20 protein-coding genes are annotated in these 20,686 nt (G+C 71.6%); 7 read left to right on the plus strand and 13 right to left on the minus strand.

Features of this window, described 5'->3' with window-relative positions; translation table 11 throughout:
• From IEX69_RS17050 to hrcA, 5 genes are all read right to left on the minus strand, one after another.
• Positions 1-1,008: a PhoH family protein gene (locus tag IEX69_RS17050; RefSeq protein WP_085021392.1), complete on the minus strand. Its 1,008-nt coding sequence runs from the start codon at positions 1,006-1,008 to the stop codon at positions 1-3.
• 58 nt (positions 1,009-1,066) lie between these two features.
• The gene (locus IEX69_RS17055) at positions 1,067-1,444 is read right to left on the minus strand and encodes a histidine triad nucleotide-binding protein (RefSeq protein ID WP_085019084.1); all 378 of its coding nucleotides are present in this window, start codon (positions 1,442-1,444) and stop codon (positions 1,067-1,069) included.
• A gap of 88 nt (positions 1,445-1,532) precedes the next feature.
• Positions 1,533-2,291, minus strand: a complete 759-nt coding sequence (locus IEX69_RS17060; RefSeq protein WP_085019083.1) for a 16S rRNA (uracil(1498)-N(3))-methyltransferase — start codon at positions 2,289-2,291, stop codon at positions 1,533-1,535.
• A 5-nt stretch (positions 2,292-2,296) separates the two neighbouring features.
• A complete protein-coding gene (gene dnaJ / locus IEX69_RS17065) occupies positions 2,297-3,403 on the minus strand; it encodes a molecular chaperone DnaJ (protein WP_085019082.1) in 1,107 nt (368 codons plus the stop codon).
• A 63-nt stretch (positions 3,404-3,466) separates the two neighbouring features.
• The gene (hrcA, locus tag IEX69_RS17070) at positions 3,467-4,483 is read right to left on the minus strand and encodes a heat-inducible transcriptional repressor HrcA (protein ID WP_085019081.1); all 1,017 of its coding nucleotides are present in this window, start codon (positions 4,481-4,483) and stop codon (positions 3,467-3,469) included.
• A 205-nt stretch (positions 4,484-4,688) separates the two neighbouring features.
• Here hrcA and IEX69_RS17075 point away from each other — a divergent pair, with 205 nt between their 5' ends.
• Positions 4,689-5,225 (plus strand): DUF4870 domain-containing protein, encoded by a 537-nt coding sequence (locus IEX69_RS17075; protein WP_174604416.1) that lies wholly within the window; start codon positions 4,689-4,691, stop codon positions 5,223-5,225.
• 191 nt (positions 5,226-5,416) lie between these two features.
• Here the strand turns inward: IEX69_RS17075 and hemW are convergent, their stop codons facing one another.
• Genes hemW through lepA form a run of 3 tightly spaced genes read right to left on the minus strand, consistent with a single transcriptional unit; the run spans position 5,417 to position 9,161 of the window.
• Positions 5,417-6,637, minus strand: a complete 1,221-nt coding sequence (gene hemW, locus IEX69_RS17080) for a radical SAM family heme chaperone HemW (protein WP_085019079.1) — start codon at positions 6,635-6,637, stop codon at positions 5,417-5,419.
• Between the two features lie 5 nt (positions 6,638-6,642).
• Positions 6,643-7,314, minus strand: coding sequence for a DUF1990 domain-containing protein (locus IEX69_RS17085; RefSeq protein WP_229756443.1), 672 nt, complete (start codon positions 7,312-7,314; stop codon positions 6,643-6,645).
• Positions 7,311-9,161, minus strand: coding sequence for a translation elongation factor 4 (gene lepA / locus IEX69_RS17090; RefSeq protein ID WP_085019078.1), 1,851 nt, complete (start codon positions 9,159-9,161; stop codon positions 7,311-7,313). The genes IEX69_RS17085 and lepA overlap by 4 nt, the downstream gene beginning before the upstream one ends.
• A gap of 72 nt (positions 9,162-9,233) precedes the next feature.
• Between lepA and IEX69_RS17095 the strand changes: the two genes are divergently transcribed.
• A complete protein-coding gene (locus IEX69_RS17095) occupies positions 9,234-10,112 on the plus strand; it encodes an NAD-dependent epimerase/dehydratase family protein (RefSeq protein WP_085019077.1) in 879 nt (292 codons plus the stop codon).
• 30 nt (positions 10,113-10,142) lie between these two features.
• Here the strand turns inward: IEX69_RS17095 and IEX69_RS17100 are convergent, their stop codons facing one another.
• Both IEX69_RS17100 and IEX69_RS17105 read right to left on the minus strand, forming a co-directional pair.
• The gene (locus IEX69_RS17100; RefSeq protein ID WP_085019076.1) at positions 10,143-11,147 is read right to left on the minus strand and encodes a ketopantoate reductase family protein; all 1,005 of its coding nucleotides are present in this window, start codon (positions 11,145-11,147) and stop codon (positions 10,143-10,145) included.
• Entirely contained in the window at positions 11,144-12,403 is a 1,260-nt protein-coding gene (locus IEX69_RS17105; RefSeq protein ID WP_085019075.1) for a pyridoxal phosphate-dependent aminotransferase, read from the minus strand. Before IEX69_RS17105 ends, IEX69_RS17100 begins: the two co-directional genes overlap by 4 nt.
• Positions 12,404-12,577: 174 nt before the next feature.
• On the opposite strand from IEX69_RS17105, the gene rpsT reads away from it, so the two are divergent.
• Both rpsT and IEX69_RS17115 read left to right on the plus strand, forming a co-directional pair.
• Positions 12,578-12,838 (plus strand): 30S ribosomal protein S20, encoded by a 261-nt coding sequence (rpsT, locus tag IEX69_RS17110; protein WP_085019074.1) that lies wholly within the window; start codon positions 12,578-12,580, stop codon positions 12,836-12,838.
• Positions 12,839-12,976: 138 nt separating this feature from the next.
• Positions 12,977-13,333, plus strand: coding sequence for a nuclear transport factor 2 family protein (locus tag IEX69_RS17115; RefSeq protein WP_157127128.1), 357 nt, complete (start codon positions 12,977-12,979; stop codon positions 13,331-13,333).
• A gap of 24 nt (positions 13,334-13,357) precedes the next feature.
• Here IEX69_RS17115 and holA read toward each other — a convergent pair whose 3' ends face one another.
• The 3 genes from holA to IEX69_RS17130 are packed head-to-tail and all read right to left on the minus strand — an operon-like array spanning position 13,358 to position 17,566.
• Entirely contained in the window at positions 13,358-14,404 is a 1,047-nt protein-coding gene (gene holA / locus IEX69_RS17120; protein WP_085021390.1) for a DNA polymerase III subunit delta, read from the minus strand.
• A 50-nt stretch (positions 14,405-14,454) separates the two neighbouring features.
• The gene (locus tag IEX69_RS17125) at positions 14,455-16,851 is read right to left on the minus strand and encodes a ComEC/Rec2 family competence protein (protein ID WP_085019072.1); all 2,397 of its coding nucleotides are present in this window, start codon (positions 16,849-16,851) and stop codon (positions 14,455-14,457) included.
• A gap of 4 nt (positions 16,852-16,855) precedes the next feature.
• Entirely contained in the window at positions 16,856-17,566 is a 711-nt protein-coding gene (locus IEX69_RS17130; protein WP_085019071.1) for a ComEA family DNA-binding protein, read from the minus strand.
• 171 nt (positions 17,567-17,737) lie between these two features.
• On the opposite strand from IEX69_RS17130, the gene IEX69_RS17135 reads away from it, so the two are divergent.
• From IEX69_RS17135 to IEX69_RS17145, 3 genes are all read left to right on the plus strand, one after another.
• Complete coding sequence (locus tag IEX69_RS17135; RefSeq protein WP_085019070.1) at positions 17,738-18,748, plus strand: LacI family DNA-binding transcriptional regulator; 1,011 nt, start codon at positions 17,738-17,740, stop codon at positions 18,746-18,748.
• Positions 18,749-18,946: 198 nt separating this feature from the next.
• Positions 18,947-19,270: an L-rhamnose mutarotase gene (locus tag IEX69_RS17140; RefSeq protein WP_085019069.1), complete on the plus strand. Its 324-nt coding sequence runs from the start codon at positions 18,947-18,949 to the stop codon at positions 19,268-19,270.
• Between the two features lie 60 nt (positions 19,271-19,330).
• Positions 19,331-20,677: an L-fuconate dehydratase gene (locus IEX69_RS17145; protein ID WP_085019068.1), complete on the plus strand. Its 1,347-nt coding sequence runs from the start codon at positions 19,331-19,333 to the stop codon at positions 20,675-20,677.
• The last annotated feature ends 9 nt before the right edge of the window (positions 20,678-20,686 follow it).

A 20,686-nucleotide genomic window follows, 5' to 3' on the forward strand; every position in this document is an offset into this window, starting at 1 on the left:
CTACCGCCTGCTCGCCCTGTAGCGCCGATCGCGCTCGCTGACCTGACCCCCGCCGGCCCCGCGGGCGGCGTCGTCGCGCTGCCGCTTGGCCATCTGCTCCTGGTCGTACTTCGTGTACGCGTCGACGATGCGGCCCACCAGGGTGTGACGCACCACGTCGTCGCTCGTGAGCGTGGCGAAGTGGATGTCGTCGACCCGGTCGAGGATGCGCGAGACGACCTGGAGGCCGCTGATCCCCATCGGCAGGTCGACCTGCGTGATGTCGCCGGTGACGACCATCTTCGAGTTGAACCCGAGACGGGTGAGGAACATCTTCATCTGCTCGGGCGTGGTGTTCTGCGCCTCATCGAGCACGATGAAGGAGTCGTTCAGCGTGCGACCGCGCATGTACGCCAGCGGCGCCACCTCGATCGTGCCCGCCGCCAGCAGCTTGGGGACGATCTCCGGGTCCATCATCTCGTTGAGCGCGTCGTACAGCGGCCGCAGGTAGGGGTCGATCTTGTCGGTGAGGGTGCCCGGCAGGTAGCCCAGCCGCTCCCCCGCCTCCACGGCGGGACGCGTGAGGATGATGCGGTTGACCTCCTTGCGCTGGAGGGCCTGGACCGCCTTCGCCATGGCGAGGTACGTCTTGCCGGTACCGGCAGGGCCGATGCCGAACACGATCGTGTTGTGGTCGATCGCGTCGACGTACTGCTTCTGCCCCATCGTCTTGGGCCGGATGCTCTTGCCCCGGGCCGTGAGGATGGCCTGGCTCAACAGCTCGGCCGGGCCCACCCCGCCTCGGTCGCGTTCGAGGATGCGGGCGGAGCTCGAGACCTCGACAGGGGTGAGCTCCTGGCCGTTGCGGACCATCTGCAGCAGCTCCTCCACGAGGCGCTGGGCATCGGCCACCTGATCGGGCTCGCCGCTGATCGTGATGTCGTTGCCCCTCACGTGCACCTCGACGAGCGGGTACTGACGCTCGAGCGTGGTGAGCAGGCGGTCCTGCGGGCCGAGCAGACGCACCATCTCGATGCCGTCCACGTGCAGGCGCGCCTCGGTGCGCGCCTGGCTGGCTGCGGTGTCGTCAGCCGGTCGTTCCAAGTGAATCCTCCTTCGCGCCGCCTGCCAGCACGTGAGCGTGCACGTGGAAGACGGTCTGCCCCGCCTCGGGGCCGGTGTTGAACACGAGACGGAAGTCGCCGTCGGCGAGGTCTCGTGCGATCTTGTGGGCGAACGCGACCATCTCGGCGAGGAGGGCCGGATCTCCGGCGGCCAGCTCGACGACGTCGCGGTACTGCTCTGTCTTCGGGACGACGAGCACGTGCACCGGCGCCTGGGGCGCGATGTCGTGGAATGCGATGAGGTGCTCGTCCTCGGCGACGACCGACGCGGGGATCTCACGGCGGATGATGCGCGTGAAGATCGAGGGCTCTGCCTGGTCGTGGGTGGTCGCGTCGGTCATGAGTCCATCCTAGGTTTCGCCGCCGACGAGCGGACGGGCCGATCGGATCCCGGCCGCCGTGATCGCTGCGGGCGCAACGCGGGGGCGATCACCAGCGCCCGAGGGCCACCGCGAGCGCCGCGATGGCCGCGGGGCCCGCGGTCGAGGTCCGCAGGACCTCGGGGCCGAGCCGGACGGGGGTGGCGCCGGCCTGCTGCAGACGGTCGAGCTCGACGGGCGAGAGGCCGCCCTCGGGGCCGACGACGAGGACGACGTCGCGGAGATCCTCACCGTCGGCGCGATCCTCCTCGCGCGGCCACTCCGACAGACGCGCGGACGCGCTGGGCTCGAGGACGAGCATGCGGCTGCGCGTCGCGAGCCCGACCAGGTCGGCGGTGGACGCGAGGGATCCCACCTCCGGCACCCAGGGCCGGATCGCCTGCTTGGCGGCCTCGCGCACGATCGAGCGCCAGCGCTCCTCGCCCTTCGCCACCTTCGGGCCGGACCACCGCGAGACCGAGCGCTCCGCCTGCCACGGCACCACCGCATCCGCCCCCAGTTCCGTGGCGGCCTGGATGGCGAGCTCGTCGCGGTCGCCCTTCGCGAGCGCCTGCACGAGCGTCAGCCGCACGGCGGGCGGATCGGTCCGCCGCACGCCGTCGACGGCGATCACCACCCGCTTCGGCTCGACGGACGTGACCGTTCCCGACACGACGAGGCCACGGCCGTCGCCGAGGCTCGTCGACTCCCCCACGCGCATCCGGTTGACCGTCGCCGCATGGCGGGCCTCGTCGCCGGTGAGCTCGACCTCGTCGCCGACCGCGTGCGGCACAGCGGCGAGGTCGTCGCGGAGGAACAGCGAGCTCATGCGCCTCAGCCCAGGAAGCGGTCGCGGAGCTTCGAGAACAGGCCCTGCTGGAACTGCGTGAGCGACGGCTTCTGGCCCTTGTGGGACGCGGCGAGCTGGCGGATGAGGTCCTTCTGCTTGCCGTCGAGCTTCGTGGGGGTGAGCACGTGCACGCCGACCCTGAGGTCGCCGCGGCCCGCGCCGCGCAGGTGCGTGATGCCGCGCCCCTTCACGGTGAGCACGTCACCGCTCTGGACGCCGGGGCGCAGCTCGAGCTCGATGTCGCCGTCGAGCGCCTGCACCGTCGTGGTGGTGCCGAGGACCGCATCCCACATCTGCACCTCGAGGGTGCAGAGCAGGTCGTCGTCGGCACGGCTGAAGACGTCGTGGTGGCGCACCTTGATCTCGAGGTACACGTCGCCCTGGGGGCCGCCCGCCGGGCCGACCTCGCCCTGGCCTGGCAGCTGCAGGCGGAGCCCCGACTCGACGCCGGCGGGGATGTCGACGGGGATCGTGCGACGAGCGCGGACGCGGCCCTGGCCCTGGCAGGTGTTGCAGGGGTAGGGGATGACCGTGCCGTAGCCGCGACAGGTACCGCAGGGGGCGCTCGTCACGACGTTGCCGAGCAGCGAGCGGACCGTGCGCTGGATCTGGCCCGAGCCGCGGCAGACGTCGCAGGTCACCGGCTGGGTGCCCGGCTGGCAGCAGCTGCCCTGACAGGTCTCGCACACCACGGCGGTGTCGACCTCGATGTCGCGATGGGTGCCGAACACCACCTCGCCGAGGTCGACCTCGACACGCAGCAGCGCATCCTGACCCCGCTCTGCCCGGGAACGCGGCCCGCGCTGAGCGCCGGTCGCGCCACCGAAGAAGGTCTCGAAGATGTCGCCGAACCCGCCGAAGCCTCCGGCGCCCTGACCGAACCCGGGCTGGGGGCCCCGGTCGTAGTCGCGTCGAGCGCCGGGGTCGCTCAGCACGTCGTAGGCGTGCGTGACCTGCTTGAACTTCTCCTGCGCCTCCGGGCTCGGGTTGACGTCGGGGTGCAGCTCGCGGGCGAGCTTGCGGTAGGCCTTCTTGATCTCGTCGGGCGTCGCCTCGCGGGAGACGCCGAGGACGTCGTAGTGGTCAGCCACCAGGGGCTACTCCTTCGTGTGGATCGGATCCGGACGGCGGCAGGCGCAGGACGGCACGGGCCGTCAGGCCTCGCCGAGGAGACGGGTGAGGTACCGCGCGACGGCGCGCACGGCCGAGATGTTGCTCGAGTAGTCCATACGGAGCGGCCCCAGAACGCCCAGACGCGAGACGGCCGAGCCGCTGCCGCTGTAGCCGCTGGCGAGCACCGAGGTCTCACCGAGGCCGAACGACTCGTTCTCGCGGCCGATGCTCACCGAGACGCCGCGCTGGTCGGCCTCCATCTCGCTGAACAGACGCAGGAGCGTCACCTGCTCCTCCACCGCCTCGAGCACGGGGAGGATGCTGCCGCGGAAGTCCTCCTCGGTGCGCACCAGGTTCGCGGCGCCGGCGATGATGAGCTTCTCCTGCCGGTTGGCGGCGAACTGCTCCTGGAGGGTCGCGAGGATGCTCGACTCCACGCCGTCGCGGGCGTCGGCCGCGGCGAGCACGTCGAGGGCGGCGGCGGCGTCGAGGAGCCCACGATCGACGACCACGCTGTTGACCACGGCACGGAAGTCGGCGAGCGTGCTCGCATCGACGTCGGCGGGCGTCTCGATGACGCGCTGCTCGACCTGCCCCGAGTCGAAGATCGCGACGGACATCAGGCGCCTCGGCGCCAGCGAGACGAGCTCGACGTGACGGACCCTGGCCTGGTGCCGCGACGGGTACTGCACGAGAGCCACCTGGTGGGTGAGCTGCGAGAGCAGGCGGACCGTGCGGGCGAGCACGTCGTCGAGGTCGGCGGAGGCCCCGAGGAAGGCCTCGATGGCGTGCCGCTGGGCGGACGAGAGCGGACGGAGCTCGGACAGGTGGTCGACGAAGAGGCGGTACCCCTTGTCGGTGGGCACGCGCCCGGAGGACGTGTGCGGAGCCGCGATGAGCTCCTCCTCCTCCAGCTGCGCCATGTCGTTGCGGATGGTCGCCGCCGAGACCCCGAAGGAGTGGCGCTCGACGATCGTCTTCGAGCCGACGGGCTCGCGGTTGGCCACGTAGTCCTGCACGATGACCCTGAGGACCTCGAGGCTGCGTTCGGACACCATGCCGGACCTCCTCTCACCGCCCGCGCCGACGAGCGTTCCGACCGGCGCTGCGGTCCTGGCACTCGGACCGCTGGACTGCCAATCCTACCGCGCCTGAGTCGGAGTCGTCCCCCGACATCCTGAGCAACGGTCATTGCCGCGGGGCCGAGGTGCCGCTATCTTGGCACCCGACAGAGGCATGTGTCTCCAAGCGAAAGGCCCAGACGTGACCGACCCCAACAACCCCTACGACCCCAACGCCGGTCAGCCCACGCCTCCCCCGCAGGGCGGATACCAGCAGCCCCCGCAGCAGCCCGGCTACCAGCAGCCTCAGCAGCCCGGCTACCAGCAGCCCGGGTACCAGCAGCCTCAGCAGCCCGGGTACCAGCAGCCGTACGGCGCCGCTCCCGCCGCGGCCCCGCTCAGCCCGGCCGAGGACAAGCAGTGGGCGTTCCTCGCGCAGCTCGGCGGCATCCTCGGCTGGATCCCGCCGCTCATCATCTGGCTCATCTTCAAGGACCGCGGCCCCCTCACCAACCAGGAGGGCAAGGAGTCGCTGAACTTCCAGATCACCGTCGCGATCTTCGTGGTCGGCCTCTACATCATCGGCACGATCACGGCCTTCATCTTCATCGGCTTCCTGTTCTACTTCCTCGCGTGGGCGGTGCAGATCGTCGGCCTCATCTTCGCGATCATCGCGGGTGTGAAGGTGAACCAGGGCGGCACCTACCGCTACTTCTTCAACTTCCGCTTCATCAAGTAGTCCGTTCGACTCGTCGAACCACGAGAGGGCGCCCCTCCGGAGCTTCCGGAAGGGCGCCTTCTCGCTGTCCGGCGTCCCTCCGCCGTGCCAACTCCGGACATTCGGTGCGACACGCCGCGGCAGATCCGGAGTCAGCTCAGATCAGGACGAATCTCCGGAGTTGGCTCAACCCGGGCCCGGCCGGGGCGGGGTCAGGTGAGGCGGCGGACGACGGCGTCGGCGAGGAGGCGGCCGCGGCGGGTGAGGGTGAGGGTGCCGGCGAAGGCGGCGGCGGGGTCGACGAGGCCGTCGGCGAGGAGGCCCGCCACCTCGCGACGCGCGGTCGGGAGCAACGACGACAGGGCGATCCCCTCGCGCACCCGTGTGAGCAGCAGGATGCGCTCGAGCTCGGCGGACGCGGCGCCGATCCGCTCGCGACCGGCGGCGGGCGACACCCCCTCCGCGATGCGCGACGCGTACGCCGACGGGTGCTTCACGTTCCACCAGCGCGTGGCGCCGACGTGGCTGTGCGCACCGGGACCGACACCCCACCAGTCGTGGCCGAGCCAGTAGCCGAGGTTGTGCCGCGAGCGCGTCCCGGTGGACCGCGACCAGTTGCTCACCTCGTACCACTCGTACCCGTGGGCGGCGAAGGCGTCGTCGGCGAGCTCGTACATGTCGGCCTGCAGGTCGTCGTCGGGCTCGGGGACCGATCCCGTGCGGATCTGCCGGGCGAGCCGGGTGCCCTGCTCGACGATGAGCGCGTACGCGGAGACGTGGTCCGGCCCGTTCTCGAGGACCGCGTCGACCGAGCGGCGCCAGTCGTCGAGGGTCTCCCCCGGCGCCCCGTAGATGAGGTCGAGCGAGACCTGCAGCCCCGCCGCGCGCGCCCAACGCACCACGTGCGGGATGCGCTCCGGGTCGTGGGTGCGATCGAGCGTCGCGAGCACCGACGGCACCGCCGACTGCATCCCGAAGCTCACGCGGGTGAAGCCCCCCTCCGCCAGCTCGGCGAGGTAGCGCTCGTCGACGGAGTCGGGGTTCGCCTCGGTCGTGACCTCGGCGCCCTCGGCGAGACCGGCGACCTCGCGAGCCGTGCCGAGCATCCGCACCAGGTCGGCGGCGGGCAGCATCGTCGGGGTGCCGCCGCCGAGGAACACCGTCGAGAAGGGGCGCGAGACGACGCCCGAGGCATCGAGCACGTCGGCGGCGAACCGCAGCTCGGCGGACGCCTGCGACGCGTAGTCGGACGGACGCGCGCCCTTCAACTCGCCCGAGGTGTACGTGTTGAAGTCGCAGTAGCCGCAGCGCACTCGGCAGAAGGGGACGTGCACGTAGAGGCCGAGGTCGCGCGACGACGAGAGCTCGGCGTCGGCGAGGGGCAGGAGTCCGTCGGGCGGCGCCGGGTCTCCGAGGGGAAGCGCTCCGGCCACGGCCCTCAGGCCCCGCTGGCGGGTGAGAGGGCTCGGAGGTAGCGGCGCGTGATGCCGGCCTGCATGAAGCGGACGAGCGGGGCCGCGAGCCGGTAGTACCAGGTGGACGGACGCGAGAAGGCGCGCACCACGAGCCAGACCGAGTCGTCCTGGTAGTGCTCGACCACGAAGGACTCCTCGCCGCTGGCCGGATGCCCGGGCAGGGTGCCGTAGGCGAAGCCGACCCGTCCGGGCTCGGCCACCTCGTAGACGACGCGCACCGGCGCGGTGAAGGACCGCCCGAACGCCCGCACCGTGAGGTCGGCGGTGGCGCCGGCGGCGACCTGCGGCGTGCCGTCCGCCTCGTACGTCTGCTCCGGATGCGCGACCCGCGTCCCGACGGCCGTCCCGGCCGCGTCGTAGAGCAGGCCCGCGTAGTCGGTGTCGCTCGGGGCGGGCAGCTGGATGTTGCGCACCTCGAGGCCGGCGCCGCGCTGCACGCCCCAGGCGAGGAGCTTTGACGAGGCAGCGGCGAAGCGGGCGTCGCCGCTGCCCAGCCGCACCCGGCGCTCGACGGGCCGGAACCCGGCGGGCGGATACGCGAGGAGGTCGTCGGCCTTCGTCGCTCCGACGGCGGCGTACGTGAGCGGCACCCCCGCGGAGGTGCGGCGCACGGGTCGCGCCGTCTCGGCGCTCACTTCTTGTCCTTCTTCTCGACGTCGCCGGAGAGGGCGGCGATGAACGCCTCCTGGGGGACCTCGACCCGGCCCACCATCTTCATGCGCTTCTTGCCCTCCTTCTGCTTCTCGAGGAGCTTGCGCTTGCGGGAGATGTCGCCGCCGTAGCACTTCGCGAGGACGTCCTTGCGCATGGCGCGGATGGACTCGCGGGCGATGATGCGGGCGCCGATCGCCGCCTGGATGGGGACCTCGAACTGCTGCCGAGGGATCAGCTCGCGGAGCCGGCTCGTCATCAGCACGCCGTAGGCGTAGGCCTTGTCGCGGTGCACGATCGCGCTGAACGCGTCGACTCGCTCGCCCTGGAGGAGGATGTCGACCTTCACGAGGTCGGCCTCCTGCTCACCCGCGGGCTCGTAGTCGAGGGAGGCGTAGCCCGCCGTCTTGGACTTCAGCTGGTCGAAGAAGTCGAACACGATCTCGCCGAGCGGCATCGTGTACTTGATCTCGACGCGGTCTTCACCGAGGTAGTCCATGCCCTGCAGGGTGCCGCGGCGGCTCTGGCAGAGCTCCATGATCACGCCGACGTAGTCCTTCGGCGCCAGGATCGCGGCGTTCACGACGGGCTCGGACACGCTCGCGATCTTGCCCGCGGGGAACTCGCTCGGGTTGGTGACCTCGATCTCCTTCTTGTCCTCCGTCGTGACGTGGTAGATCACGCTCGGAGCCGTGGCGATGAGGTCGAGGCCGAACTCGCGCTCGAGGCGCTCGCTGATGATCTCGAGGTGGAGGAGGCCGAGGAATCCGCAGCGGAAGCCGAACCCCAGAGCGACCGAGGTCTCGGGCTCGTAGGCGAGCGCCGCATCCGACAGCTTGAGCTTGTCGAGCGCCTCGCGCAGCAGCGGGTAGTCGCTGCCGTCGATCGGGTAGAGGCCCGAGAACACCATCGGCAGCGGCTCGGTGTAGCCGGGCAGCGCCTGTGTGGCGGGCTTCGCGGCGGTGGTCACCGTGTCGCCGACCTTCGACTGACGGACGTCCTTCACACCGGTGATGAGGTAGCCCACCTCGCCGACGCCCAAGCCCTTGCTCGGCGTGGGCTCCGGGCTCGACACCCCGATCTCGAGGATCTCGTGGGTCGCCTTCGTCGACATCATCTGGATGCGCTCGCGCGGCTTCAGCTCGCCGTCGATCATCCGGACGTAGGTGATGACACCGCGGTAGGCGTCGTAGACCGAGTCGAAGATCATGGCGCGGGCCGCCGCATCCGCCTCGCCCACCGGGGCGGGGATGAGCTCGACCACGCGGTCGAGGAGCTCCTCGACGCCGACGCCGGTCTTGCCTGAGACACGGAGCACGTCGGCCGGGTCGCCGCCGATGAGGTTCGCGAGCTCGGCGGCGTACTTCTCCGGCTCGGCCGCAGGGAGGTCGATCTTGTTGAGCACCGGGATGATCTGGAGGTCGTTCTCGAGCGCCAGGTAGAGGTTCGCGAGGGTCTGCGCCTCGATGCCCTGCGCGGCGTCGACCAGGAGGATCGCGCCCTCGCACGCGGCGAGCGAGCGGCTGACCTCGTAGGTGAAGTCGACGTGGCCCGGGGTGTCGATCATGTTCAGCGCGAAGGTCTCGCCGCCGACCGACCAGGGCATGCGCACGGCCTGGCTCTTGATGGTGATGCCGCGCTCGCGCTCGATGTCCATGCGGTCGAGGTACTGGGCGCGCATGTCGCGATCGGAGACGACGCCCGTGATCTGCAGCATGCGGTCGGCGAGGGTGGACTTCCCGTGGTCGATGTGCGCGATGATGCAGAAGTTGCGGATCTGCGCGGGGTTCGTCGACGCGGGCTCGAGCGGCTTCAGCGCTGTAGGGCTCACGCTTTCCTTACTGGTCGGGAAGGATTCCCTCTGGTCGGGAAGGATTTCCGGGGACGACCTATTGTGCCATGTATGGCCATCCTCCTCACCGGCGCGACCGGATACATCGGTTCCCATGTCCTCCAGATCCTCCGTGCGCAGGGCCGCGACGTCGTCGCCCTCGTCCGCGACGAGTCGAAGGCGCGCCAGGTCGAGGCGGCCGGCGCCACCGCCGCGATCGGGACCATCGGCGACCGCGGCCTCGTCGAGCAGCTCGCCACCGACAGCGACGGCGTGATCCAGCTCGCCGCCCCCGGCGACGGTTCGGATGCGGAGGTCACCGAGACCTTCGTCGACGCGGTCCTCGCGGGCCTGGAGGGCAGCGACAAGCCCTTCGTGCACACCTCGGGCATCTGGGTCTACGGATCGAACGCCGACATCTCGGAGACGTCTCCGCTCGACCCGCCCGCGCTCACCGCGTGGCGCGTCCCTCTCGACGAGCGCGTGCAGAAGGCGGAGGGCGTGAAGACCACCGTCATCGCCCCCGGCATCGTCTACGGCCACGGCGGCGGCATCCCCGCACTCGTCGCGGGCGCCGACCAGGTCGATGGCGCGCTGCAGCTCATCGGCTCGGGCGACCAGCACTGGACCACCGTCTTCGTCGACGACCTCGCGGAGCTCTACGTCCTCGCCTTCGACCTCGCCGAGGGAGGATCCCGGTACATCGGCGCGGGCGGCGACAACCCGACCGTGCACGAGCTCGGCGTGGCCGCAGCGACCGCAGCCGGCCTGGAGGGCCGGGTCGTCCCGACCACGATCGACGAGGTGCATGCGAAGCTCGGCGTACCCTTCGGCGACGCCCTGCTGCTCGACCAGCAGGCGCGGGGCACGTCGGCCCGCATCGACCTCGGCTGGGAGCCGAACGGCCCCACGCTCGTCGAGGAGCTGCGCAGCGGGTCCTACACGGGCTGAGCCCGGCACGACACTGCTCCGGCGCCGCGGTCAGCGCCGGCGGAACACCTCGCGCGGCACCCGCGCGGGAGGGACGAACCGGCCCGTCGACTCGACCTCGTGGACCAGCGCGACCAGGCGCTCGTTCACCGGGGTCGGCAGGCCGACCGCCCTGCCTTCGGCGACGACCGCCCCGTTGAGGTGGTCGATCTCGGTGGGCTGACCACGGCGGATGCTCTGCAGCGTCGAACCGGGATTGGGCGTCGACCCCATCCGCCGTGCCATCTGCTGAGGGAGGATCTCCGCCCAGCGCAGGGGCGCCATCGAGAACACGGTGAGCAGTCCCTCGCCGAGCCCGGACATCGGCTCGAAGCGGACGCCGCGCGCCCGGGCGACGACCACCGCCTCGCGCATCGACGCGGTCATCACCTGTCTCAGCACGGGCACCCGCACCACGTCCTGCACGCTCATCCCCGTGATGGCGGGCAGCGCGTTGACCTGGTTGACGATGAGCTTCGTCCACTGGGCGCCCACGAGGTTCGTCGTCGTCGTGACGGGCACGGCGGCGCCGAGCGCGCTCGCGACCCGCGCCAGGGCCTCGGCATCGCGGTCGGCGTCCACCGGCCCGAGGATGGTCGGTCCGGGGGTGGTGATCGCCACACGCCCGGGCGAGAGGAACGAGGCCGCGTAGAGCGCCAGCCCGCCGAGCACCGCGGACTCGGGCAGCGCGGCAGCGACGCGCTCGGCCCCGCCGAGACCGTTCTGCACCACGAGCACATCGGTGCCCCGGAGCGCCGAGGCGTTCTCGGCGACGGCACGATCGGCGTCCTGCGCCTTCACGGCGATGATCGCGAGGTCCGGGCGCTCGTCCAGGGCCTCCCGCACCGCCACCCGGGCCCGGTGGTCGCCCCATCCGCCCGTCAGCAGGAGCCCGTCTCGCCGGATGGCCTCGCGGTGCTCTCCGCGGGCGGTGACCACGACGTCCCGTCCAGCGCGGTCGAGGGCGGCGGCCAGGGTCCCGCCGACCGCTCCGGCGCCGATCACCGCGACGGTCATCGCGCGACCTCGGGTCGCGTGGACTCGGGTCGCGCGGCCTCGGTCCGCGCCGCTTCAGCAGGCGCCGCGGTGGCCGACGCCGCGGCGACCGGCGCCGTGGGGGCCGTCGCCGGCTGCGGCGGGTCGGGCAGCCTGCTCAGCCCTTCGACGAGGTCGGCCTCCGATGCGGCGACGCACACCCTGATCCAGCCCTCGCCCATCCGCCCGAAGGCGCTGCCCGGCGCGACCGCGACCCGCCGCTCGATCAGGAAGCGTTCGGCCCAGGCGGCGACATCGCCCTCCGTCGCGTACGACAGGTCGACCCAGAGGTAGAAGGCGCCGGATGGCTCGAGGTAGCGGATGCCGCGCTCCCGCAGGAGCGTCGTCGCCACGTCGAGGTTCTCGCGGTAGTGGACCGCGGCGCGGTCGACGTGCTCCTGGTCGCCGGTGAGCGCGGCGACCACCGCGATCTGGGCCGGGGTGTTGATGCAGCTCACGATCGCCTCCTGCGCCGACCGCAGCAGCGGCGCGAAGCCCGGAGGCGTGACGAGCCACCCCACGCGCGCGCCGGTCAAGGCGTACGTCTTCGACGCGGAGAACACCGCGAGCACCCTCTCGTCGTCGCCGAGGCCCAGCATGCTCGTGTGCGGCACCCCGTAGGTGAAGCGCTCGTACACCTCGTCGCTGATCACCCACAGGTCGTGCTCGCGGGCGAAGGACAGGATGCGCTCCATCGTCTCGCGCGGGAAGATCGCGCCGAGCGGGTTGGACGGCGAGTTGACGATGATGGCCCGCGTCCGATCGGTGAGGAGACGGGCGAGCTCGTCGAGGTCGGGGGCGAAGCCGCGGTCGGGATGGAGCGGGTACGGCACGGGCTCGGCCGACAGCAGGTGGGCGTTCATGGTGAAGGTCGTGTAGCCCGGGTCGGGCACCAGCACCTCGTCACCCGCGTCGAGCACCAGGTTCATCGCCAGGTGCAGGGCCCCGGTCGCGCCGTTCGTCACCCACACCCGCTCCCGGTCGACCTCGACGCCGTGGCGCGCCCTCAGGTCGTCGCGGATCGCGTCGCGCAGGGGCACGATGCCGCCGTTGGGCGTGTAGTCGGTCTGATCGGCCGTCCAGGCGGCTGCGGCCGCCTCCAGGATGTGGGGGGCCACCTCCACGTCGGGCTCGCCGACGGCGAGGTACACGACGTCGTCGAGCGAGTGTGCGAGCTCGAAGACGCGTCGGATGCCGGACGGGGGAACGGTGTCGGTATGGGACGCGAGACGCGGCATAGTCATCCACGCTACTCCGTCCGATTGTCGTGCCTCCGACGACCTGGTAATGTTGTCTGTTGGCTTACGCATCCGCAGGTTTTCGAAGGATGCGAACAGCGGCCGCGCGACGCGCGACGCGCCTCGAACGGCCGCACCGCATCCATCCGAAGAAGACACAAGAGGTTATTCCCCGTGGCAAACATCAAGTCGCAGATCAAGCGCATCGGCACCAACAAGAAGGCGCAGGAGCGCAACAAGGCCGTCAAGAGCGAGCTCAAGACCGCCCTCCGCACCACCCGCGCCGCGGTCACCGCCGGCGACAAGGCCAAGGCCGAGGCGTCGTACGCCGTGGCCGCGAAGAAGCTCGACAAGGCCGTGAGCAAGGGCGTCATCCACAAGAACCAGGCGTCGAACCGCAAGTCGGCCATCGCCAAGCAGGTCGCCGCTCTCTGAGCCGCACCGCTCACCTGACGAAGCCCCGCCTCGGCGGGGCTTCGTCATTTCTCGGCAGTACTGCACGCCCCGCCTCGACGGGGCTTCGTCGTCTCCGCTGTGCGCGCCACGATCGCGGTCGCGGACTACGGTCGAGGCATGAGGGAGTCCGACACCGAGCCGTTCCGCGCGATCCGAGATGCGGAGCTCTCGCTCCTGACGTCCGAGACGCGGCGGGACGCCACCAGGACGGCCGCTCTGCTCGCCGACGGCTTCGTCGAGATCGGGCGGTCGGGTCGGCGCTGGACGGCACCGGAGATCGTCGCGGCCCTGGCCGAGGAGCCCGAGAGGCCCGCTCCGACGACGTCGGACTGGCTCTTCAATCGCGTCGCGGCGGACCTCGTGCTCGTGACCTACGTCATCCGGAGCGACGGGAGCGAGAGCAGGCACTCGTCGCTCTGGCGGACGGACGGACCGGTGCTGGTGTTCCACCAGGGCACGGTGGTCGCGTCGTGACACGGACCACCGGACGGTGCGCCGTCAGGGACGGGCGCCGCGGGCGGCGATCGTTGCGACGACGGTCTCGAGGGCGTAGACCGGATCGCGCGAGGCGCCCTTGACGTTCTCGTCGGCGGCGGCGAGCGCCAGGATGACCTGGCCGAGCCCCTCGCTGGTCCAGCCGGAGAGGTCACGGCGGGCGCGGTCGATCTGCCAGGGGGCGAGGCCGAGCTGGCCCGCCAGCTGACCGGACCCGCCGCGAGTGCCTGCGACCTTCGCCATCGTCCGGATCTTCATCGCGAACGCGGCGACGATCGGCACCGGATCGGCCCCGGAGGCGAGGGCGTGCCTGAGCAGCGCCATCGCCTCGCCGTACCGGCCCGCGATCGCGGCGTCAGCCACCGAGAACGCGTTGGTCTCGACCCGCCCGGCGTAGTAGCGCTCGACGGTCGCCTCGGTGATCTCGTCGCTCGCATCGGCGATGAGCTGCGAGCAGGCGCTGGACAGCTCGGCGAGGTCGTCGGTGAAGGCGGAGACGAGCGCGCGCACGGCGCCGGGGGTCACGCGTTTGCCCGCCGCCTTGAACTCGGCCACGGCGAACTCGTAGCGCTCGGTGTCCTTCTTCAGCTCGGCGCAGACGATCTCGATCGCCGTGCCCGAGGCGGCGCGGATCCCCTCGAGGAGCTTCTTGCCCCGCACGCCGCCCGCGTGCCGGATGACGACGTAGGTGTCGTCGGCCGGTGAGGCGAGGTAGTCGAGGGCCTCCTCGAGGAACGCATCGGAGGACTTCTCGGCGGCGGACACGCGGATGAGCCGCGGCTCCTGGAAGAGCGACGGGCTGGCCAGCGTCAGCAGCTCGCCCGGGGCGTACGACGCCGCGTCGATGTCGTTCACCTCGAGGCTCGGATCCTCGGCCCGGAGCAGGTCGCGCAGGATGCGGCCCGCCCGATCGGCGAGGAACCCCTCGGACCCGGTGATGAGCACGACCGGGGCTGGACGGACCTCGCTCCAGCTCAGCTGCGGGATGGCCGACTTCGGCGACTTCGCCGAGCCCCGCGCGGGCGCGGGGCGTGACCGACTCGTCGCCATGGTGCCCTCCTCGTCGCTCTCCGGCGCCGTGGTCGAACGCCTCCTGAAGCCTACCCGCGACGTCCGACGCGGCCCCGCGGGGGGGGCGACCGGGACGCCTCCGCTGCAGGAGGTGCCCGCTCGGACCACATCGTGATCCGGCCGGACGAGCCCGCGACGAGGATGAGCCCGTCGAGATCGGTGCGGAACGCCGTCGTCCCGATCCCGTCGAGGATGCCGAGCAGTCTCTGCGTCGGATGCCCATAGTCGTTGCCCGCGCCGACCGAGATCAGACCGACGCTCGCCCTGACCTCCCGATACAGAGCCTCGCTCTGGTCGGCGGAGCCGTGGTGCGACACCTTCACCACGTCGACGACGGGGAGCGGGCCCGCGGCGCGGAGGCGGTCTTGAGCAGACTCGCTCAGATCCCCGAGGAACAGCATCCGCAGCGCCCCGGTCACGAGGAGCGTCACGCTCGCGTCGTTGCCCTCGGTGCGCGACCCCTCCGGTGGCCAGAGCACGTCCCAGCGCAGGGAGCCCAGGGTGCCGTGCATCCCTCTCCACGTGGGAAGGATCTGCGCACCTGCACGGCCGAGCACCCCGCGGAGGCGCGCTCCCCTGCCGCTCGGGTCGGGCCCGACCAGGACCTCGTCGACCCGCCCCGCGAGCGCAGAGGCCCCGCCGACGTGATCGTGGTCGTAGTGGGTGAGCACGGCGAGGTCGAGACGGGAGACGCCGAGCCTGGCGAGGCACGCCTCGAGGAGCGCCGGATCGGGCCCGGCGTCGATCAGCGCGAAGCGGCCGGCGCTCCGGACCACCAGTGCGTCGCCCTGGCCGATGTCGCACGCCGCGACGACCCAGTCGCCGGGGATCGAGACGGAGCGCGCGACCGTCCGGCCGACGCCGATCGCCACTGCGGCCAGCACCATGACGAGGGAGCCCGAGAGCAGCACGACGCCCAGCCGTGGTCGCCGCGTCAGGAGAACGGCGCCCACCAGGGCGGCGGCGCAGCAGAGGGCGACCAGCGGCGCGACGACCGCCGGGCTGCCCTCCGGCCGGATCACAGCGCCGGGCAGCGACGCGAACGTGCGTGCCACGGCGGCGATCCAGGCGGAGCCGAGCCACGGGAGCCACCCGGCGACCGCGGCGAGAGGAGGTGCGAGCGGGGCGAGGACGCAGACGATCGACCCCGTGATCGTCGTGAACGCGGCCGCAGGCTCGGCGAGGAGGTTCGCCGGGACGGCATAGAGCGCGATGCTCGGGTCGAGGAGGAACAGGAGCGGCTGGCACGCCACCTGCGCCGAGACGGGCACGGCGATCACCGTGGCGAGCGGTCGCGGCATGACGCGGGCCAGCAGCGACGCGGTAGGGGCGGACACGACGAGGAGCCCGCCCGTCGCCGCCACGGAGAGCGCGAAGCCCGCGCTAGCGGCGAGGCCAGGATCGGCGGCCAGCAGGAGGACGACGGCCAGCGCGAGCGCCGAGAGGCCCTGGCGCGATCTCCCCAGCGCACTGGAGATCAGCACGACCGCCGCCATCACGGCGGCGCGCAGGACGCTCGGCTGGGGCGTCACCAGCACGACGAACGTGGCCAGGAGGAGCCCACCGACGACGAGTCGAGAACGGAGCCCCGCCCCCGCGACCGCCGCGAGCGCGACACCCGCACCGACGACGATGGCGCAGTTCGCCCCGGAGACGGCCGTGAGATGGGTGAGGCCGGTGTCGAGCATCGCCTGGCGGAGATCCTCGGGCAGCTCGCTGTCGTCCCCCACCACCAGGCCGGTCAGGAGGTCGCCACCATCGGCGGGGAGACCGTCGGCCACGTCGCGGAACGCCGACCGCACCGTCTGCGCCCACCCGAGCCACCAGGGCGGAGCCGCGACGACCTCGAGCGGCCCGTCGGCGACGAGCAGCGCATCCCGCGTGTCGCCGGAGGATCTCGGGACGAGGGAGGAGTCGAACCGGAGGCGTTGGCCGAGCGCATGTGCTCGTGGGTCATCGACCTCGGCGAGCACGGTCACCGGCATCGCCGCCCGGACGACCGACCCGCCGCGCTCCATGGACTCCAGCGTCGCCGAGAACCGCACCGCGACCGCGGGCTGCCCACCGGCGTCACCCTCGGCGGGTCCCGGGGCCTCGGACCCGGCGTGGCTCCGCCTCTCGACGAAGGACGTGATCTCGACCGTCGCGACGCCGTGCCGGGCGCCGGAGCCGCTTTCCAGAGCAGGTGGACTGCGGAGCGGCGCCGTGGCCAGGACGACCCCCACGACGAGCGCCGCGGCCGCCACGGCGACGACGAGCGCGCCCCAGAGACCGGCCGAGGTCCTCCGGCGCAGGAGCAGCGCGACCACGACGAGCACGATGATGATGCTCCAGAGAGCGACCCCCAGGGGAAGCGCGCACGCCGGCCACAGGGCGGTCAGCGCGCCCGCTCCCCACGCGCATCCGGCGGCCGGGACGAGTCGCACGACCTCACACCCTCACGAGGTCGCGGAGACCGTCGAGCGTCTTGTCGCCGATGCCCGGCACCTCGAGGAGGTCGTCGACGCTCGAGAAGGGACCGTGCTCCTCGCGATAGTCGATGATGCGCTGGGCGGTCGCCGGCCCGATGCGGGGCAGCTCGTCGAGCTCGGCCGCCGTGGCCCGGTTGAGATCGACGGGCCCCGAGGCGCTGCCGCCGGCGGCCGCGCCCTCCGCCGGCCCGGGCGGCGGCGCCTCCCCCTGGGCCAGCACACGGAGCTGCTCTCCGTCGGCGACCGGACGGGCCAGGTTGACGCTGGCGTGGTCGGCCTCCGCCGCGAAGCCCCCGGCCGCCGCGATCGCATCGACCACCCGGGCCCCACGCGACAGCCTGTAGAGGCCCGGCGTCACGACGGAGCCGAGCACGTGGACCAGCAGCGCCTCCCCGGCTGCACCATCGGCCTCTCCGCCGACAGCACCGACTCCACCGGGCTGACCGGGCTCACCGGGCTGACCGGGCTCCCCACCCGACGGCGCGCGGCCCGTCGCCGACGGCACCACGACTCCCGTGGACCCGGCCGGGCTCGCCGCGCTCACGAGGACGGTGACGACGAGGGCGACGATCACGAGCACGATCGCAGCGCCCACGCCGATCCTCAGCGAGCGCGGACGCGCCTCGGGGAGCTCGGCGGACGGAGCGGGGCCTGGGTCGAGATCGGACATGGCGCCACGGTAGATCGCGCGCTCGACGCGGGGCCGGGCTCGAGCGGATCTGTGGAGAAGCCGTCGTCTCGGCGGGCCTGTGACGTGAGGCTCAGGGTACTCCCCCACGACGCCGCGGATGCACCCGCCCCCGCAGGACTGCACCTCCGGTGGTGTCCCTAGACTGATCCGATGGCGACCCTCAGCGACGTGGCCTCGATGGCGGGGGTGTCGATCTCGGCCGTCTCCCGCGTGCTGTCGGGTGCCGCGGACGCCCGCGTCAGCGATGCCACCCGCCAGCGCATCCACGACGCCGCCCGCGAGCTGCGCTACCAGCCGAACTACGCGGCACGAGCCCTGAAGCTCTCGCGCACGGAGGTCGTGGCCCTCGTCGTGCCCGATCTCACGAACGCGATCGTGAGCGAGCTGATGCACGGGGTGGAGGACGAGGGGTACGAGCGCGGGTACATGGTCCTGCTCGCCCGCGCCGAGCGCGAGCTGGAGCAGTACGCCCTGCCGCGCCTGATCGGCGAGGGCCGGATCGACGGAGCCCTGGTGCAGGCGGCGGATGCGATGCTCCCCGACGAGCTCCGCGAGCAGATCGACAGCGGGCTCCCCGTCGTCTACGTCAACTCCAACCACCCTGACGACGGCGGTTTCGTCGACCTGGAGGACGAGCTCGGCGTGGCCGTCGCCACCCGCCACCTGATCGACCTCGGGCACGAGCGGCTGGCCTTCGTCGGCGGACTCGCGTCCTCGGTGACCGGCAGACGCCGGGTGGCGGGGTTCCGCTCGGAGATGGCGTCCTCGGGCCTCACGGTGGACGATGCGCTCGTGACCGATCTCGGGTACGAGCTGGAGGCCGGTCGCGCCGCCGTCCGACAGCTCCTCGCGCAGCGCACCAGACCCACAGGGATCGTGGTGGCGAACATCAACGCGGGCTTCGGGGTGCTCCTCGAGCTTCGCAGCCAGGGCATCGAGGTGCCCCAGGACGTCTCGGTCGTGGCCCTCCACGACGCCTGGACCGCGGACAGCACGTGGCCGCCGCTGACCACGGTGAAGATGCCGCGCTACGAGCTGGGCCGGGCGGCGATGGCAGCGCTCTACGAGCGCATCCACGGCGGCACCGTGCCTCGGATCGTCGTCACGGATCCGCCGCCCCGCCTGATCGTGCGGGAGTCCACGGCCGCGCTCGAGCGCTGACCCGCGCTGACGAGACGGCGAGGCGGCGATGCCTCGGCGACGACGAATGCTCCTACGTCCGCCTGCTCAAACGTTTGACTTCGACGATCGCGCGGGGATAACGTGTCACGCGAACAGACGGGGAGACCCGTCACCAGCACACCCCAGACCGGGAGCGTCGATGAAGACACCAGGAGCACTCACGGCAGGAGCCGCACGATGAAGCGCGTCGCGTCGGTCATCGGCCTCCCCGAGGCGAACCGCGAGGCGTACGAGGCGTACCACTCGGCCGTCTGGCCCGAGGTCCTCGATCGCTTGGCCGCCAGCCACGTGCACAACTACTCGATCTACCGCTTCGGCGAGCTGCTGTTCTCCTACTTCGAGTACACCGGCGACGACTACGACGCCGACATGGCGGCCATCGCCGCCGACGAGCCCACCCGCCGGTGGTGGGCCGTGCAGGAACCGCTCCAGCGACCACTCGACACCCGCGCCGACGGCGAGTGGTGGCAGGAGATCCCCGAGGTCTTCCACACCGACTGACCGCGAGGCACCCGCCTCGCGAGCTCCCCCACCATCCACGACCGAACGGTTCCTCTGCAGATGACCACCCTCACCGGGGTCGACGTGTTCGACGTCCGCTTCCCCACCTCCCTCAGCCTCGACGGCTCGGACGCCATGAACAAGGACGCCGACTACTCGGCCGCCTACGTGGTCCTGAGGACGGACGACGACCTCCGCGGCTACGGGTTCACCTTCACGATCGGCCGTGGGAACGACGTGGTGACCGAGATGTCCCGCCAGCGGGCGCTGCCCCTGATCGGTCGCGACGTGGACGAGATCGTCGGCGACCTCGGGCGCGTCTACCGGGAGCTCGCGTCGGACTCCCAGCTGCGCTGGCTCGGACCGGAGAAGGGGGTGGAGCACCTCGCCCTGGCGGCCGTGATGAACGCCGTGTGGGACATGGCGGCCCGGCGCGCGGGCAAGCCGCTCTGGCGGCTGCTGGCCGACATGACCCCTGAGGAGCTCGTCGACGTCGCCGACCTCCGCTACCTCTCCGACGCCCTCACCCGCGAGGAGGCGCTCCAGATCCTCACCGACATGGCGCCCACCCGCGCCGCGCGCATCGCCGAGCTGGAGCATCGCGGCGGCTACCCCTGTTACACCACCAGCGCCGGCTGGCTGGGCTACACCGACGACAAGCTGCGCCGGCTGCTGCAGGAGTCGGTCGACGAGGGGTACCGGCATCTGAAGCTGAAGGTCGGAGCGGACCTCGAGGACGACATCCGACGCTGCGGGATCGCCCGCGAGGTCATCGGCTGGGATGCGCATCTCATGATCGACGCGAACCAGGTCTGGGACGTGCCCCAGGCCATCGAGTGGGTGAACCGCCTGGCCGAGTTCAAGCCGCTCTGGATCGAGGAGCCGACGAGCCCCGACGACGTGCTGGGCCACGCCGCGGTGCGCAGGGCCGTGGCCCCCATCGGCGTCGCCACCGGCGAGCACGGGATGAACCGGGTGCTGTTCAAGCAGATGTTCCAGGCCGAGGCGATCGACTACTGCCAGCTCGACTCGGCGCGCCTGGCGAGCATCAACGAGATCCTCGCGGTGTACCTCATGGCCAGGAAGTTCGACGTCCCGGTGTGCCCGCACGCGGGTGGCGTGGGGCTCTGCGAGCTCGTGCAGCACCTGTCGATCTTCGACTTCGTCGCCGTCTCCGGATCGCTGGAGGGGCGGGTGACCGAGTACGTCGACCACCTGCACGAGCACTTCACCGACCCCTGCATCGTGGTCGACGGCAACTACGTCCTGCCGTCCCTCCCGGGCTACTCCGCCGAGATGCACGCGGAGTCGATCGCGGAGTTCTCCTTCCCCGCCGGCGGCTACTGGGCCACGACTCGTTCCGGGGAACGGCCGCTCGAGTCGGCGGGCGCCGGCGCCCAGGCGTGAGGACCCGTC

Origin of the sequence: Cnuibacter physcomitrellae, from assembly GCF_014640535.1 — a bacterium.
Lineage (GTDB): Bacteria > Actinomycetota > Actinomycetes > Actinomycetales > Microbacteriaceae > Cnuibacter > Cnuibacter physcomitrellae.

What these genes read in the sequence shown, in the direction of transcription:
- IEX69_RS17135 (WP_085019070.1), top strand. Translation starts at nt 17,738, where the DNA reads ATGGCGACCCTCAGCGACGTGGCCTCGATGGCGGGGGTGTCGATCTCG.
- IEX69_RS17060 (WP_085019083.1), bottom strand. Translation starts at nt 2,291, where the DNA reads ATGAGCTCGCTGTTCCTCCGCGACGACCTCGCCGCTGTGCCGCACGCG.
- IEX69_RS17100 (WP_085019076.1), bottom strand. Translation starts at nt 11,147, where the DNA reads ATGACCGTCGCGGTGATCGGCGCCGGAGCGGTCGGCGGGACCCTGGCC.
- IEX69_RS17050 (WP_085021392.1), bottom strand. Translation starts at nt 1,008, where the DNA reads ATGGTGCGTCTGCTCGGCCCGCAGGACCGCCTGCTCACCACGCTCGAG.
- IEX69_RS17105 (WP_085019075.1), bottom strand. Translation starts at nt 12,403, where the DNA reads ATGCCGCGTCTCGCGTCCCATACCGACACCGTTCCCCCGTCCGGCATC.
- IEX69_RS17140 (WP_085019069.1), top strand. Translation starts at nt 18,947, where the DNA reads ATGAAGCGCGTCGCGTCGGTCATCGGCCTCCCCGAGGCGAACCGCGAG.
- IEX69_RS17145 (WP_085019068.1), top strand. Translation starts at nt 19,331, where the DNA reads ATGACCACCCTCACCGGGGTCGACGTGTTCGACGTCCGCTTCCCCACC.
- IEX69_RS17130 (WP_085019071.1), bottom strand. Translation starts at nt 17,566, where the DNA reads ATGTCCGATCTCGACCCAGGCCCCGCTCCGTCCGCCGAGCTCCCCGAG.
- IEX69_RS17055 (WP_085019084.1), bottom strand. Translation starts at nt 1,444, where the DNA reads ATGACCGACGCGACCACCCACGACCAGGCAGAGCCCTCGATCTTCACG.
- holA (WP_085021390.1), bottom strand. Translation starts at nt 14,404, where the DNA reads ATGGCGACGAGTCGGTCACGCCCCGCGCCCGCGCGGGGCTCGGCGAAG.
- hrcA (WP_085019081.1), bottom strand. Translation starts at nt 4,483, where the DNA reads ATGGTGTCCGAACGCAGCCTCGAGGTCCTCAGGGTCATCGTGCAGGAC.
- IEX69_RS17095 (WP_085019077.1), top strand. Translation starts at nt 9,234, where the DNA reads ATGGCCATCCTCCTCACCGGCGCGACCGGATACATCGGTTCCCATGTC.
- IEX69_RS17115 (WP_157127128.1), top strand. Translation starts at nt 12,977, where the DNA reads ATGAGGGAGTCCGACACCGAGCCGTTCCGCGCGATCCGAGATGCGGAG.